We start from the raw sequence: 16,029 nt of genomic DNA, 5'->3' as shown, positions 1-16,029 counted from the left end.
CCGAGGGCGGGGCCGGGCCGGTGCGACGAGGTGACCAAGGGCGGTAGGAGCGGGACGTGGCCGACGATCAGAGCGAACACGAGAAGACGTACGGCTCGGAGGACGGCAACACCAAGACCATCGAGGGCGATGACCTCACCGTCGTCGGCAATGCCGACGGGCAAGCTCCCGAAGGTGGGACGAACGACTTCAGCGGGTGGGACTGGAAGCAGATCAAGGCCGCGTTGTTCGGTGCCGCGGCCATCTCCGGGAGCGCGGACGTCAATCCGCTCGACATCGTCGACCCGATGACCCTGGAGCAGGCGGCCAACAACTTCGACCACGCCCAGCAGACCCTTGCGGTCGTCGCGCGGAGCCTCCGCGACCACGCCCAGGCCACCGCGGGACCGGAGGGCGCGTGGAAGGGCGAAGCCGCGAACGCCTTCCTGGCCAGGATGGAGACGCTCGCCAACACCATCGAGTCGTACGCCCTGATGCTCAGCGAGGGCGCCAGCGGGTCCGACAGCCCCTCGATCGGCACCACGCTCCGGCACAACGCCAACTTCCTCGCCTGGGGCCGGGAAGCGGTCGACAAGTACGACGCTTTCTACGCCGATCTCGCGCTGGATCGGGGCATTGCCGATACGTTCATGAGCGACGGCAAAGAACTGGTCATGGTGAGCAAGGACCCGGAAGTGGTCGAGGCCATGACCACCGCGATGCGCGATGTCATCGTCAAGGTCCAGGACAACTACACCTGGAGCGTGACCAACGACGGCCAGCCCTACATCCCCGACCCCGTCAAGCCGACCCCGGAGATCGACAAGCCGGGCGGGCCGGGTGACGGGCCGGGTGAAGGACCGCCGGAGCCGCCGCCGATCGAGGGGCCGCCGGATGGGCCGCCGGTCGGTGAGGGGCCGCCCGTGGGCGAGGGACCGCCGGTCGGTGAAGGACCGCCGGTGGGCGAGGGACCGCCGGTCGGCTCGCCGCCGCCGGTGGGCGAGGGGCCGCCGGTGGGAGACGGGCCGCCCGTGGGCTCGCCGCCGCCGGTGGGCGGTCCGGATACGACCACGAGCGCCGTCGACACACCTCCGCCGGTGACCAGCCCGCCCCCGGTGGACCCACCCGCGTCCATCGGTGGACCCGACGGCACCGGCACGCCGCCGCCGGTCGGCACGCCGCCGCCGGTCGGCGCGCCCCCGCCGGTCGGCGCACCTCCGCCGGTCGGCGGAGGGAACCGCACGCCGCCGCCGGTCGGCGGTGGGAACCGGGAGCGGCCCGGCGACGTGCCGCCGGTGACGACCCCGCCGCCCGTCCCGGAGGTCCCGGGGCCGAGCGGTGGCGGGTTGGGCGACCTGCCCCCGGTGGGCAGCGCGCCGCCGGTCGGCAGCCCGCCGCCGGTGGGTGACGCGCCGCCGGTGGGTAGCCCGCCGCCGGTCGGCGAGACGCCGCCGGTGGGAACGCCGCCCCGGTGGCCCCGCCGGAGCAGTGGTCGCCCGGTGCGGACGGGCCCCAGACGCCCGGCGGCAACTCCCGCGGTGGGATGCCGATGATGCCGCCGCCGATGATGCCGCCGGGTGCCGGTGGCCAGGGCGGTGGTGCGGAGCGCTCGGATTCGTCGGGTCTGCTCGACGCCGGGAACGGTCCGTGGGAGTCCCTCGGTTCCGGACCGGCCGTGGGCGATCCGGCGGCCCCGGGCGGTGCTCTGCCGGGCGTCCCGGATGCGCCGCCGGTCGGCGAGACGCCGCCGGTGGGAACCCCGCCCGAGGTGTCCTCGCCGGAGGAGTGGTCGCCCGGTGCGGAGACGCCGCAGGGTTCCGAGCACGGCGGTCGCGGGATGCCGATGATGCCGCCGCCGATGATGCCGCCGGGTGCCGGTGGCCAGGGCGGTGGTGCGGAGCGCTCGGATTCGTCGGGTCTGCTCGACGCCGGGAACGAGCCGTGGGAATCCGTCGGCTCCGGGCCCGTCGTGGGCGATCCGGAAGCCCCGGCGGGTGCCCTGCCGGGCGGTCCGGGTCTGGACGCGCCGCCGGCCGCCCCGGTGGAGACGCCGCCGGTGGAGGCCCCGCCGGTGGAGGCACCGGTCGCCGAGGAACCTCCGGCGGAGACGCCGGTGGCCGCCGGCCCGCAGCAGGTCGGGCCCGGGATGCCGATGATGCCGCCGCCGATGGTGCCGCCGGGTGCCGGTGGCCAGGGCGGTGGTGCGGAGCGCTCGGATTCGTCGGGTCTGCTCGACGCCGGGAACGAGCCGTGGGAATCCGTCGGCTCCGGGCCCGTCGTGGGCGATCCGGAAGCCCCGGCGGGTGCCCTGCCGGGCGGTCCGGGTCTGGACGCGCCGCCGGCCGCCCCGGTGGAGACGCCGCCGGTGGAGGCCCCGCCGGTGGAGCCCCCGGCCGCCGAGGTGCCCGATCCGGGAGGGAGCTGGGTCCACCTCACACCGCCGCCGGTGGTGCCGCCGGTGGCCGGTGCGCCCGAGCGCTCGGACGCCTCGGGCCTGCTCGACGCCGGTGCTGAGCCGTGGGCCGGCTCCGCTCCGGCCGCAGGGGATCCGGTGGTGCCGGGCGGCGAGGTCCCGCCGGAACGTGCCGGGGTGGCGGACGGCCCGGCGCCGATGCCCGGTGTCGTGCCGGTCGTGCCCCCGGTGCTGCCTCCGGTCGGCGGCCCCGGCACGCCCGGGGACCGGCGACCGGACCCGGCCGCCGGTCCGCCGTCGGAAGCCGCGGCACCCGAACCCGCGCCGTCGGAAGCCGCGGCACCGGAAGCCGCGGCACCCGAACCCGCGGTGCCCGAACCGGAGGCGCCCGAGCCGGAGTGGGCACCGGACCAGGTCCCGGTGGTCCGGGAGGACGAGTCCACCAAGGACACCACGGCCTGGGACGCCCCCGGCGTGCTGCCCTGGCTGGTGCCGTTCCCGGTGGGCGGCTCCGCCGAGCGCAAGCGGGAGGAGCCGGCTCCGGACCACGCGCTGCGGGACACCGCCCCGTGGGAACCGGAGGACTCCGGCTTCGCCACGTGGCGGCGCGCCAACCTCGCCGAGGGTGAGCGGATCGAGCCGGAGGCATCGCCGGTGCGGTGCGGCGGGCCGAACTACACCCGCGAGCAGCTCGCGGCGATGCGCGCCGAGCAGGAGGCCGAGGCCAAGGCGGAAGCCGAGGCCGAAGAGGAGGAAGAGGAGGAGAAGGAGCGCACCAGCTCGGATCTGCTCGTGAGGGATACCTCTGCGTGGGGCGGACGGACCTCCGCGCCGCCTCCCGGCGTGCTGGGATGAGGCCGTTTCCCGGGTCGAGCGACACGAGCGAGGCACAACCATGAGCACCATCACGGTGAAGCGGCCCCCGCGGGCCGCCGGGCCGGAGATGCCGGAGGGCGTGGTCGAGCTGCAGGAGCCTCCGGTGATGGAGGAACCGGCAACGCTCGACTTCCGCTCCATGGCGATGATCCTGCCGATGGGCATGGGCTCCATGGCGATGATCATGATGGTCTCGTCGCGGGGCGGCTCGTCGATGATGTACCTCATGGGCGGGGCCATGGCCTGCGCGATGGTGGTCATGATCATCATCCAGATGACCCGCAACGCCGCCGACCGCAAGCGGAAGATGGCCTCGGAGCGCCGGGACTTCCTGCGCTACATCGCCCAGTTGCGGGAGAAGGCCCGGGAGTCCGCCGACCAGCAGCGCCGGGCCGTGGTGTGGAACAACCCGGAGCCGTCCTGGTTGTGGTCGATCGCCGCCGGTCCCCGGCTGTGGGAGCGGCGGGCCAACCAGGACGACTTCGGCCGGGCCCGGATCGGCCTGGGTACCCAGGCCGCAGCGGTGGAGTACACGGCGCCGTCGACCAAGCCGATCGAGGACCTGGAACCGCTCGCGGCGGTCTCGCTGCGGCGGTTCCAGGAGGCCTACGGCACGGTGTCGGGCATCCCGATGTCGGTGGGGCTGCGCAGCTTCACCAGCGTGGAGTTCGCCGGGGCCCAAGAGCCCGCGGTCGACCTGGTCCGCTCGATCCTCGGTCAGCTCGTCACCTTCCACTCGCCGGACGAGCTGCGGGTCGCGGTGCTGACCGGGGAGCCCAGCCTGCCCGAGTGGGACTGGGTCAAGTGGCTGCCGCACAACGCCCACCCCGACGCGCACGACGCGGCCGGACCGCTGCGGCTGCTGGCCAGCGACCACGACGAGCTGATGGACGTGCTCGGCGCGGACATCACCGACCGGCCCGACCACGACCCGAGCAGCCGCCCGGGCACCGTCGAGCCGCTCGTCGTGGTGGTGGCGCACTCGGTCGAGATCCCGGAGTCCTCGCGATTCCTCGACAACGGGCTGCGCAACGTGGTGCTGCTGGACCTGACCGGGCGGATGCCCGGCGGGCCCAAGGTGCTCCGATTGACCGTCGAGGACGGCGAGGTGAGCTTCCCGGTGGGGGAGACCACCGGGGCCGCCCGGTGCGACGGGCTCAGCCGGGTGCAGGCCGAGGCGCTGGCCCGGTCGATGGCGCCCAAGCGCACCAGCGGCTCGGTGGACGTGGTGGACCAGCCGCTGGAGAGCGACTTCGAGCTCACCACGCTGCTGGGCATCCGCGACGCGCGCACCTTCGACGTGCCCGCGCAGTGGCGGCCCCGGGCCGTGCAGCGCTCCCGGTTGCAGGTGCCGATCGGGGTGACCACCGACGGCGAGGTCGTCGAGCTGGACCTGAAGGAACCAGCCCAGGGCGGGATGGGCCCGCACGGCATGCTGATCGGCGCCACCGGCTCCGGCAAGAGCGAGCTGCTGCGCACCCTGGTGACCGGACTCGCGGCCACCCACTCCTCGGAGATCCTCAACCTGGTGCTGGTCGACTTCAAGGGCGGCGCCACGTTCCTGGGCATGGACAAGCTGCCGCACACTTCGGCGGTGATCACCAACCTGGCCGACGAGCTGACCTTGGTCGACCGGATGCAGGACGCGCTCAACGGCGAGCTGGTGCGCCGCCAGGAACTGCTGCGGGCCAGCGGCTACTCCTCGTCGTTCGAGTACGAGAAGGCCCGCGCCGGGGGCGCGCAGCTCGTGCCGTTCCCGGACCTGCTGCTGGTGGTCGACGAGTTCAGCGAGCTGCTGGCCAGCAAGTCCGAGTTCATGGACCTGTTCGTCTCCATCGGGCGGCTCGGCCGCAGCCTCGGCGTGCACCTGCTGCTGGCCTCCCAGCGGCTGGACGAGGGTCGCATCCACCGCGTCGAAGGGCACCTGTCGTACCGGATCGCGCTGCGCACGTTCTCCTCGATGGAGTCCCGCGCGGTCATCGGCCAGACCAAGGCCTACGAGCTCCCGTCGGAACCCGGCAACGGCTACCTCAAGATCGACACCAGCACGCTGGTGCGGTTCAAGGGCGCCTACGTCTCGGGGCCGTGCCCGGAGCGCGAGGGCTCGGCGCCGGTCACGGCCGAGGCGCGGGCGTTCTCCGAGGTCGTCGCCTTCCGCTCACAGCCGTACCCGAGCCTGCACCAGATCCGGGAGATCGCGGCGGAGCAGGCCCAGGAGGAGCCCGTGCCGAGCGCGGAGCCGGAGTCCGGTGAGGACGCGCCGTCGCTCGTCGAGGTCCTCATCGACCGGCTCCAGGGCGCCGGGCCGCCCGCCCGGCAGATCTGGCTGCCGCCGCTGTCCGAGGCGCCGAGCCTGGACGGCCTGCTGCCGAGCGTGGTGCCCGACCCGGAGCGCGGGATGTCGGCGAACCCGCGACGCGACCAGCACCCGCTGCGCATCCCGGTCGGCGTCATCGACCGGCCCTACGACCAGCTCCGGGAGCTGATGGTCGCGGACCTGTCCGGTTCGGAGGGGCACGTGGGCGTCGCGGGCGCGCCGCAGACCGGCAAGTCCACACTGCTGCGCACCCTGCTGCTCGGCTTGGCGCTGCACAACACCCCGGAAGAGGTGCAGTTCTACTGCCTGGACTTCGGCGGTGGCGGCCTGATGTCGATCTCCGGACTGCCGCACGTGGGCACGGTGGCCACCCGGATGGAACGCGACCGGGTGGTGCGCACCGTCGCCGAGCTGATGCAGTTGCTGGAGCGCCGGGAGGCGTTGTTCGCCGAGCGCGGCTTCGAGTCGATCGGGGCGTACCTGAAGGCCCGGGAGCGCGGCGAGGTCGACGACCCGTACGGGCACGTGTTCCTCGTGGTGGACGGCTGGTTCACGGTCAAGCAGGACTTCTCCGACCTGGAGGAGCGGTTCGGCGAGCTCGCCTCCCGCGGCCTGTCCTTCGGCATCCACCTGGTGGTCGCGGCGACCCGGTGGTCGGAGATCCGCACCTGGCTGCGCGACCTGCTGGGCACCAAGTTCGAACTGCGCCTCGGTGACTCGATGGAGTCCGAGATCGGCCACCGCAAGGCCGCGACGGTGCCGAACCAGGTCGGGCGCGGGATGACCGCGGACGGCCACCACTTCCTCACCGCGCTGCCCCGCCTGGACGGCAGCTCCGAGGCGGGCGACGTCTCGGAGGCGACCAAGACGGTCGCCGAGGAGATGCGCGCGTTCTGGCCGGGGCGCACCGCGCCACCGGTGCGGATGCTGCCGACCAGGCTGCTCGCCGCGGACCTGCCCGCGCCGCAGCAGCAGTTCCGGATGGCCCTGGGGCACGACGAGCAGCGGTTGCAGCCGGTGTGGCACGACTTCTTCACCCACCCGCACCTCATGGTCCTGGGCGACAGCGCCACCGGGAAGACCAACCTGCTGCGCCTGGCGCTGCGCTCGATCCGGCAGCGCTACGGCCCGGACGAGGCCAAGATCGTGCTCGGCGACGCCCAGCGCGACCTCGACCGGGAGGTCCCCGCCGAGTACAACGTCGGTTTCGGCTTCACCCCCGACGGGATGCACGAGCTGGCCGGGCAGACGGTGTCCTCGCTGACCAAGCGGTTGCCGGGCCAGGACATCTCCTCGGAGCGGATGCGCAAGCGGGACTGGTGGACGGGCCCGGAGCTGTTCCTGGTGGTCGACGATTACGAGCTGCTCAACGGCTCGATGGGCTCGGTGCTGGACCCGCTGCTGCCGATGCTCCCGCAGGGCGTCCACATCGGACTGCACCTGGTGATCGCGCGGAGCACCTCCGGCGCGATGCGGGCGATGGCGGACCCGGTGCTGCGTCGGCTCTGGGAGCTCGGCACCCCGGCGCTGCTGCTGTCCTACCCCAAGGAGGAGGGCAAGTTCCTCGGGGAGGCCGCCCCTCGAACGCTGCCTCCCGGCCGCGCCCAGCTCGTCACCCGGCGCGGCATCCAGCTCATCCAGACCGGCCTGGTCGAGGGAGATCCCGCGCTGGTCCCCCAGGCGGCGAACGCGAACGCGAAGGAGAACCGATGACCAGCGCCAGGGTCGCGGAGCTGTGCCGCATCACCGTGCACGGCCCGGACGGCAGGGCCGACCTGGCGGTGCCGGTGTCCACCCCGGTGGCCGACCTGATGCCGGTGCTGCTCAGCCACACCAAGCGCCAGCCCACCGACGACGATCCGGGCTCCTGGGTGCTGCAACGGCTCGGTGAGCAGCCGCTGGACCAGGACGGAACCCCGGAGACGCTGGACTGGCTGGAGGGCGAGCAGCTCCACCTGCGCCCGGCCGCCGACCCGCTGCCGCAGCTCGACTACGACGACGTCGCCGACGGGATCGCCACCCACGTCGAGGACCGCCCGGACCGGTGGAAGCCCGAGTACGGCGCGCCGCTGTTCCGGGCGCTGTCGGGCGCGGTCGCCGCGGTCGTCGCACTGGTCCTGCTCGGCCCGGGACCGACCGGGCTGCACGGCGGGTTCGCCGCCGGGCTCGGGGTCCTGCTGGCCGCCGCCACGGCGCCCCTGGCGAAGAAGGTCAAGGACGTCGCGATGATCCGGCTCACCGGGCTGGGCGGGGTCGCCTTCGCCGGGATCGCCGGGCTGATCGCCGCCGACGGGGCCGCCGGGATCGCGGTCCCCACCGTGCCCGGCCTGCTGGTGGGCACCGGGAGCGCGGCGCTGGCCGCCGCGGTGGTGCTGGTGCTGCACCGCTTCGCCGACCGGCGGATCCCGTTCACCCCGTTCCTGGCCGCGCTGCTGCTGGCCGTCGCGGTGCACGGCGCGGTGTGGACGGCGGTGGGCTTCGGGCTGACCCCGGGCCAGACCGCCGGGATCGCCGCCACCTTCGTGTTCGGCATCGTGGTGTTCGCGCCCAAGGTGACCATCCGGGCGGCCTTCCTGCGCGGACCGCAGCTCCCGCGCAACGCCAAGGACCTCCAGGAGGACATCGACCCCGCCGGTGCCGAGGAAGTGGCCGACCGCACGACCAACGCCGACCGCTACCTCAGCGCCGCCCTGGTCTGCGCCGCTGCCGTGCTCGTCGGGGCCTTCCCGCTGATCATGACCGAGACCGGCTGGGTCACCTGGACGCTGACCGGCGTGCTGGCGAGCGCGGTGCTGCTGCGCACCCGCGCGCTGCTCGGGATGTGGCAGCGGGTCTCGCTGGCGGTGGCCGGGACGGTCGGGCTGAGCCTGGTGGTGCTGCACTTCGCGCGGACGTTCACCCCGGGGTGGCGCGCGGTGCTGATCCTCGGCGTGCTGCTGGTGCTGGTGGGTCTGGTGCTGGCCGCGCTGCGCCCGCTGAACCGCCGGATGCTGCCGATCTGGGGCCACCTGGCCAACGTCTTCGACACCGTCACCGCCATCGCGGTGCTGCCGCTGCTGTTCCAGCTGCTCGGGCTCTACGCCTGGGCGCGCGGATTGGGCGGGTGAGCCGTGCAGACCCAGCGGGACCACGTCCACGCCTACCAGTTCCTGATGAACCGGATGAGCTCGGCGCTGGTGCTCGGCGATCCGGCCAGCGCGGAGGTCCCCGCCAAGCGGGCGAAGACGGGGCTGATCATCGGGCTGGTGCTCACCGTCCTGATCGGCGTCGGGTTCGGCGTCTACGGGATCTTCGTGCCCGGCGGCAACGAGAAGTGGAAGGCCCAAGGCGCGATCGTGGTGGAGAAGGAGACCGGCACCCGGTACGCCAACGTCGGCGGGGTGCTGCACCCGACGCTGAACTACGCCTCGGCGAAGCTGCTGCAAGGTCCGGGGTCCACCGTGGAATCGATCTCGCGGGCGTCCCTGGAAGGAGCCCCGCGCGGGGCGCCGATCGGCATCCCGGGTGCCCCGCAGACGCTGCCCCCGGCGGAGGCCCTGGTCGGTTCCCGCTGGCTGGTCTGCCTGCCGAGCGCCGGTGCGGACGGGGCGGTCAACCTCGACTTCGATCCGGCCGCCGCCTCGGTCGCGATGCCCGCGGGCACCTACCTGCCGGTGCGGTCGGTGGACGGCACCCAGTACCTGCTGTGGCAGGGGCGCAAGCACCGGATGGCGGACCCGTCGGTGGCGGTCGCCCTGGGCATGGCCAACGCCCGTCCGGCGACCGCACCGCAGTGGTGGCTCGACGTGGTGCCGGAGGGGCCGGTGCTCCAGGCGGCGCCGGTGGAGGGCGCGGGCACGACCGAGGTCGGCGGCACCGCGCACCCGGTGGGGCAGCTCTTCGAGCAGCCGGTCCCCGGCGCCGAGCCGCAGCGGTTCGTGCTGCTGCCGGACGGCCTCGCGCCGCTCAACCGCACCGAATTCGCGCTCCAGGCCGTGCGGCCCGGAGCCGCCGACCCGGTGGTGCTGGATGCCGCCGCGGTCGCCGCGGCACCCCGCTCGGCCGACCGCTCGCTGCTGGACCGGCTCCCCGACCTCGGTGGCGCCCGCCCGCACGTCGGCGGTGACGCGCTCTGCCTGCGGCAGGCCCCGGCCGGCGACCGGGTGCGCAGCGAGGTCGTGCTCGCCCCGCCTCGGCAGGCGAGCGCCCCGGGCGGCACGGTGCACGTGCCGCCGGGCTCCGGACTGGTGGTCGGGGCGGTGCCGCTCCCGGCCGGCCAGCGGGTGCCCGACCGCTACTTCATCACCGACCAGGGAACCAAGCACCTGATGCCGGATGACGAGTCGATCCGGTCCCTCGGCCTCGGCTCCGCCGCGGTGCGCCCGATCTCGAACGAGCTGCTCGCCACCCTGCCGACCGGTCCGGTGCTCAGCCGGGCGGCGGTGGGCGCGGGCGGGAAGGTGAGCTGATGCCCGCGCTGACCAGGCGTCGCCGCGACGAGCCCGACGTCCCGCTGATGAAGCAGACCGTGGGCAACGCCCTCGTGGTGTCCCCGGAGCGCCGGATGACCCCCGCGGCCCAGGAGATGGCGCTGGCGGTGGCCCCGGACACCGAGCACGACATGGTGGTCGTCGACCTGCCCGGCGACCTGCCGATCTCGGCGTGGGACTCGGTCGCCGCGCTGCTGCCCCGGCACCGGCGCGGGGTCCGGCTGGTGCTGGGCGGGCGTTCGCGGGAGGCCACCGCGCTGGCCGGGCAGTGGCTCTCCGAGCGCCTCGGCCGCACCGTGGTGGCCCCGGACGGCGTGATCTTCCGGGGGACCGGCGGGACGCTGTTCGTGCACTCCGGCAAGGGCAGCGGCTGGGTCCGGTTCCGGCCCGGCAAGGCGCCGGAGTGGGAAGCCAAGCGGTTCCCCCGGCCGATGTGGGACGCCAGCGTGGTCGAGTCGTGGCCGACCAGCTCGGTCGGCGTGGCCGAACCGATCCCCGGCGGGGTGTGGATCCACCCGGCGGTCCGGGACGCGCGCGCCGGCGGGCACTGGGAGCGGCTGACGCGCGGGATGCCGTGCCAGCCGGAGGTGCTCACCATCGTGCTCGGCTGCCCGGGCGCGCCCGCGCTTTCGCTCGACGACGTGGCGCGGTTCTGGCGCCGGCTGGACCCCGCGCTGCGGGACCGGGTGCGCTTCGTCCAGTACGGACCGGTGCACCTGCCCGAGGGCGACGCGCTCGGGCAGGCCCTCGCGGACCTGCTTTACACCAAGGTCGCCTGCTACACCGGGATGCCGGTCGGCTCGCCCCACGCGCCCGACGTGTACACCATGCTGCCGGACGGCGAGCTGGGCTGGCACTCCTTCGCCCGCGAGCTCGGGTACGCGCCCCGCGGCCACGCCGCGCACCAGGACGCTCCGGTGTTGCTCAGCCACCGCCCGCCGTTCACCGGCCTGGAGCAGATCGCCCCGGCGGTGTACTGGTACACCCCGGACGCGGTCCTGGAGGTCGTGCAGTCGGGGCTGTGGGTGCGTCCGCCGGAGGACGCGCAGAACGCCGACGCGGTGCGCGCCGAGCCGGGCAGCGCGGAGGTCAACGTGCTGTCCTACGACGCCGCCGACGAGCGCCGTGCCGCCCGGATGCGCCGGCTCGCCGAGGACGTGCTGGCCCGGCTGGACCCGGCCACCCGGGTCCGCTGCCGGATCGCGCCCGCCTCGGAGGCGGGCCGAGGGGCGGTGCGCGTCACCGCTCCGGCCGGGGGCGCGCTGGGCGCGGCCCACGCGCCGGCCAACGGCGCCCCGGTGACGGGGTCCGCCGCCCCCGCACCGGAGGCCGTCACCGACGTCTTCTCCCCGGTGGTCGACGCGCCCTCGGACGGGTTCGCCGCGAGCCCGGTGCCCGCGCCCGCCCCTCCGGCCCTCGACGTCCCGCCGCCCGCCGGATCCACCGCACCGCCGCGGCCCACCGCACCGCCGGAGCCCACCACGCCGCCCGCGTCGGGCGACGAACCCGCCTCGGCCATGCCGATCCGGCTGGAGAGCTCCCCGGTCCCCGACATCGGTGCCCCGGCGGAGCCGCCCGCCGCCCCCACCGAGTCCGCGCCCCCGGAGCCCACACCCCCGGAGCCCACACCCCCGGAACCCGCGCCCCCGGAGCCCCGGTCCGAACCGGAGAGCCGGCCGGAACCGGAGAGCCCCGAACCGGAGCCCGAGGTCGCCGCGGAGCGGCCCGCGCCTGCCCCGACGCCGCGCGCGCAGCCGGTGCCCCAGCCCGGGGCCTCGGCGCTGCTGCCCAGCACCGGCATCGCCGAGGAGCGCGCCTGGCTGCGCAAGGCGCTCAGCCGCGAGTTCGACGCCACCGCGCACTCGGTGTCCCGGGTCCTCAGCGAGCACCCGGGTTTCCAGGGGGACGCCCGGTCCTCGTCCGACGTGCTGACCGACACCGTGGCCGTGCGGCTGTACCTCCAGGCGCACGGCGCGGCGGTCGACGCCGCGCTGCGGACCGGTGCGAACGGCCCGCACGTGCCCTTCGCCCGCTGCGTGGTCTCCGGGCTGAGCAAGCTGCCCTCGCACCGGGGGGCCACGGTGTTCGCGGCCTCGCCCTCGCCGGAGCACTGGGAGCTCTACCGGAAGCGCGCGCTGGTCACCGAGTGGGGCTTCACCCACGCCCTGACCGAGCCCAGCGCGGAGCAGGAGGGCGAGGTCGACGTGCTGGTCTGGTCGATGACGGCCCGGCGCACCAAGCTGCTCGAACTCGACGGTGCCGATCGGGTGGACCACCGCGTGGTGTTCGTGCCGGGCACCAACTTCAAGGTCCTGGAGCTCGTCGAGCCGGGCGCCGAGGGGGAGCGGGGCCGGATCCTGCTCCGCGAGCTGGCGCACTCCGAGGTGGACGAGGAGGGCCGGGTGGCCGCGCGCGCCGCGCTGGACGAGCTGGCCGGGACCTCGTTGCGGCGCTGCGTGGAACGGTGGGCGGCGGCCCGCTCCAGCGGCGTCGTCGGCGAGGGGGCGCGCGCCCGGTTCGGCGTCCTGCCGGGGCTGGTGTAGGCGGACGTGCCGGTGCGGAGGACGAGGACAGCGCGACGAGGGGACGGTCGATGAACGGCGAAATGCTGGTGGTGGGGCAGGGCGGCGCCTTCGGGTCGATCGGTGCCGCGCTCGCGGCGGCCGAGGACGGCGCCACGATCAGCATCCGGCCCGGCCGGTACGAGGAGAACCTGGTCGTCGACCGCACGGTCAACCTCGTCGCCGAGGGCGGCGAGGGCACCGTCGAGGTGCGCGCCGCCGAGGGCAGCGTGCTGGTGGCCGACGGCGAGGGCGCCCAGTTGCGCGGGCTGGTGCTGATCGGCGACGACTCGCGGTACCCGGCGGTGGACGTGCGGCGCGGCGAGGTCGCCCTCGACGGCTGCCGCGTCGAGGGCGCCTCGTGGGCGGCCCTGCTGACCAGGGGCCGGGGTCGCTGGCCGCGCGCGGCTGCCGGGTGACCAGCAGCAGCGGCGCGGGCATCGTGATCACTTCCGCGGCGCCGAGCACGGTGGAGGACACCGAGGTCGTCGACGTCGCCTCCTCGGCGGCCGTGATCGGCGAGGACGGTGCGCTGACCCTGCGCCGGGTCGCGGTGCGCACCCCCGGCGGCAACGGGATCTGCGTCAACGGCCGGGGTCGGTGCGTGCTCGAACGCGGGACCATCACCGAGGCCGTCAAGCCCGCGATCGTCGTCGAGCAGCAGGGCCGGTTCCAGGCCGCCGAGCTGGAGGTGCGCGACGGGGCCAACGTCGACCTGTACCTGACCGGCGGGATCTCGGTGGAGATCACCGACTCCCGGTTCTCCGGGGCGGCGGGCCAGGCCGCGCACATCGCCGAGGGCGCGCAGCCGGTGCTGCGGGGCTGCACGTTCGCCGCCGCGCGCTGCGGGGTCCAGGTGACCGGGCGGGCCGCACCCCGGCTGATCGGGTGCACCGTCGAGGACTCCGCGCTCGGCATCGTGGTGGACGCCGAGGCGGCCCCGGTGTTCGAGGGGACCTCGGTGCGCGGGTCGACCGAGGCGATCGCGCGGCTGTCCTCCGCCGCGACCACCCGCCTCTCCGGGTTCCGGGCCACCGCGGAGTCGGGCTCCGGCGTGCTGCTCGCAGGCACCGGCGAGGCCGTCTTCGACGACGTGTCGATCGAGATCGGCTCGACCGCCGCGCTGGAGTCGACCGAGTCCGCCCGCGCGGTGCTCACCGATGCCCGGATCACCGCGAGCGCCGAGGCCGCGGTGGTGCTCGGTGGCGGCCGGGCGGAGCTGACCTCGGCGCTGCTGCGCGGCGGCGGGCTGCGCGCGGACGGCGAGGTCGCGCTGACCGACAGCGAGATCGTCGACGCGGTCGCCGACGGCCTGCTGGTCACCGACGGCGGTGCGGTGACGGCGGCTCGCTGCCGGATCCGCGCGGCGGGCGGGCACGGCGTGCACGTGACCGCCGGGGGCGGCGCCGAACTGGACGCCTGCGAGGTGGTCGACAGCGCCCGCGACGGTGCGCACCTGGACACCGCCGAGCCGGTGTCGGTGCGCGGCTGCGTGGTCAAGGGCAGCGGCGGCGTCGCGGTCCACCGGCCGGAGAACGACGCGCGGATCGCGGTGCACGACCTGGTCACCGATCCGGCGGCCGGCGGCGCGCCGGAGCCCGAGGTCCCGCGCGCCGAACCGCAGCCGGAGCAGGCCGACTCGCTGCGCGGCTACAGCGGCGCGGACCTGAGCGGGCCGCTGGCCGACCTCGACGAGCTGATCGGCCTGACCGGCGTCAAGCAGGAGGTCCGGGGGCTGATCAACCTGATCCGGATGTCCCAGGTGCGGCAGGAGAAGGGCCTGCCGATGCCGCCGATCAGCAGGCACCTGGTCTTCGCCGGCCCGCCCGGCACCGGCAAGACCACGGTGGCCCGGCTCTACGGCGCGGTCCTCGGCGAGCTCGGCATCCTGTCCCAGGGCCACATGATCGAGGCGTCCCGGGCCGACCTCGTGGGCCAGTACATCGGCTCCACCGCGATCAAGACCACCGAGCTGGTGAACAAGGCCATCGGCGGGGTGCTGTTCATCGACGAGGCCTACACCCTCACCGCCCAGACCGGCGGCGTCGGCCCGGACTTCGGCCAGGAGGCCGTGGACACCCTCATGAAGATGATGGAGGACCACCGCGACGAACTGGTGGTGATCGTGGCGGGCTACTCCGAGCTGATGCAGCGGTTCCTGGAGTCCAACCCCGGCGTGGCTTCCCGCTTCACCCGGACCATCGAGTTCCCGAACTACAGCGTCGAGGAGCTGGTCACCATCACCAGCAACCTCTGCCGCAAGCACTACTACGAGTTGACCGACGACGCGGTCGAGGAGCTGACCAACTACTTCACGCGGGTCCCGAAGGGCGAGACCTTCGGCAACGGGCGCGTGGCGCGCAAGCTGTTCGAGGAGATGATCAGCCTCCAGGCCTCCCGGCTGGCCATGAGCCCGCCGGCGCGGGACTCCGACCTGAGCAGGCTGACCGCCCAGGACATCACCCCGCAGACCGCGCAGCTCGAACAGCTCCCGGCGGGCTCGGACGAGCCCGACGCCGCCGACGACCCGCGTTCGGCGCTGGGCGCCACCCGCACCTGGCGGCGGCTGGCCGAGCTCAGCGGGCTCGACGGCCCCCGCAACGCGATCGGCGCGGCGCTGGTGGGGCTGTGCGAGCGGCGCAACCAGCGCCGGGCCCTCGGCGGGCACGGCAACGCGGTGCTGATCGGCGCGCGCGGCAGCGGCCGCACCGAGCTGGCGCGCCTGTACGCCCAAGGGCTCGCCGAGCTCGATCTGGTCCCGGTCGGCCAGTTGGTGCGGGTTGCGCTGGGCGAGGACCTGAGCCCGCAGTGGCCGGGCCAGGCAGAGAGCCTGGTGCGCAAGGCCGTCGAGGACGCCCGGGGCGGGGTGCTGGTGGTCGACGCCGACGCGGCCGAGGAGGCCGAGCCGGAGGAAGCCGAGGCACTGCTGGCCGCGCTGCGCGGGGACACCGCCGACCTGGTGGTGCTGCTCACCGGCACCCGGTCCGCCGTCGACGCGGTGTTCGCGCGGGTGCCGAAGCTGCGGGAGTGCTTCGCCCTGCGCTGGGAGGTCGGGACCTACTCCGCCGCCGACCTGGCGGCGATCGCCGTGCGGTACCTGCGGGAACGGGGGCACGAGGTGCCCGACGAGGTGTGCGCGGCGGTGCGCGACCACCTCGCGAGGTCGGCCGAGCCGACCGCGCACGCCGCCCACCTGTTCTCCCGGCACCTGGCCCGGACCGCGGCCTCCCGCACGCTCACCGTCGCCGACCTCGCCGGGCTCGCGCCCCGGGCCGAGCCGGTGCGCGCCGGGCTGACCTCGGTGGGCTGACCTCGGTGGGCTGACCTCGGTGGGTTGGGCGGGGACGTCCGGGCTGACCTGTTGCCCGGACGTCCCCGATCGCCCCACCGCCGGGCCCGGGTGGGTTTCAGTGG

8 protein-coding genes are annotated in these 16,029 nt (G+C 74.8%); all 8 read left to right on the top strand.

Annotation, left to right across the window (positions count from 1 at the left end):
* Positions 1–56 precede the first annotated feature (56 nt).
* The 8 genes from ACQP0T_RS24475 to ACQP0T_RS24440 are packed head-to-tail and all read left to right on the top strand — an operon-like array spanning position 57 to position 15,925.
* Positions 57–1,532: a WXG100 family type VII secretion target gene (locus tag ACQP0T_RS24475; protein ID WP_433870166.1), complete on the top strand. Its 1,476-nt coding sequence runs from the start codon at positions 57–59 to the stop codon at positions 1,530–1,532.
* The gene (locus tag ACQP0T_RS24470) at positions 1,529–3,247 is read left to right on the top strand and encodes a hypothetical protein (RefSeq protein ID WP_433870165.1); all 1,719 of its coding nucleotides are present in this window, start codon (positions 1,529–1,531) and stop codon (positions 3,245–3,247) included. Before ACQP0T_RS24475 ends, ACQP0T_RS24470 begins: the two co-directional genes overlap by 4 nt.
* Before the next feature lie 40 nt (positions 3,248–3,287).
* On the top strand, positions 3,288–7,298 hold the full coding sequence (gene eccCa / locus ACQP0T_RS24465; protein WP_433870164.1) for a type VII secretion protein EccCa: 4,011 nt from the start codon (positions 3,288–3,290) through the stop codon (positions 7,296–7,298).
* Positions 7,295–8,692 (top strand): type VII secretion integral membrane protein EccD, encoded by a 1,398-nt coding sequence (eccD, locus tag ACQP0T_RS24460; RefSeq protein WP_433870163.1) that lies wholly within the window; start codon positions 7,295–7,297, stop codon positions 8,690–8,692. The genes eccCa and eccD overlap by 4 nt, the downstream gene beginning before the upstream one ends.
* Positions 8,693–8,695: 3 nt before the next feature.
* Entirely contained in the window at positions 8,696–10,033 is a 1,338-nt protein-coding gene (gene eccB / locus ACQP0T_RS24455) for a type VII secretion protein EccB (protein ID WP_433870162.1), read from the top strand.
* Positions 10,033–12,597, top strand: a complete 2,565-nt coding sequence (locus ACQP0T_RS24450) for a hypothetical protein (RefSeq protein ID WP_433870161.1) — start codon at positions 10,033–10,035, stop codon at positions 12,595–12,597. The genes eccB and ACQP0T_RS24450 overlap by 1 nt, the downstream gene beginning before the upstream one ends.
* 50 nt (positions 12,598–12,647) lie before the next feature.
* A complete protein-coding gene (locus ACQP0T_RS24445; protein ID WP_433870160.1) occupies positions 12,648–13,034 on the top strand; it encodes a hypothetical protein in 387 nt (128 codons plus the stop codon).
* Positions 13,031–15,925 carry a right-handed parallel beta-helix repeat-containing protein gene (locus ACQP0T_RS24440; RefSeq protein ID WP_433870159.1) on the top strand — a complete coding sequence of 965 codons (2,895 nt, stop codon included), beginning with the start codon at positions 13,031–13,033 and terminating at the stop codon, positions 15,923–15,925. The genes ACQP0T_RS24445 and ACQP0T_RS24440 overlap by 4 nt, the downstream gene beginning before the upstream one ends.
* The last annotated feature ends 104 nt before the right edge of the window (positions 15,926–16,029 follow it).

This window comes from Saccharopolyspora sp. CA-218241, from assembly GCF_050954615.1.
Taxonomy (GTDB): domain Bacteria; phylum Actinomycetota; class Actinomycetes; order Mycobacteriales; family Pseudonocardiaceae; genus Saccharopolyspora; species Saccharopolyspora cebuensis.
The sequence above is the reverse complement of the archived record's forward strand: the minus strand, read 5'-3'. Positions and strand labels throughout refer to the sequence as shown.

Coding starts and splice junctions, on each gene's coding strand:
- ACQP0T_RS24470 (WP_433870165.1), top strand. CDS start 1,529: ATGATGCCGCCGCCGATGATGCCGCCGGGTGCCGGTGGCCAGGGCGGT.
- eccCa (WP_433870164.1), top strand. CDS start 3,288: ATGAGCACCATCACGGTGAAGCGGCCCCCGCGGGCCGCCGGGCCGGAG.
- eccD (WP_433870163.1), top strand. CDS start 7,295: ATGACCAGCGCCAGGGTCGCGGAGCTGTGCCGCATCACCGTGCACGGC.
- ACQP0T_RS24450 (WP_433870161.1), top strand. CDS start 10,033: ATGCCCGCGCTGACCAGGCGTCGCCGCGACGAGCCCGACGTCCCGCTG.
- ACQP0T_RS24445 (WP_433870160.1), top strand. CDS start 12,648: ATGAACGGCGAAATGCTGGTGGTGGGGCAGGGCGGCGCCTTCGGGTCG.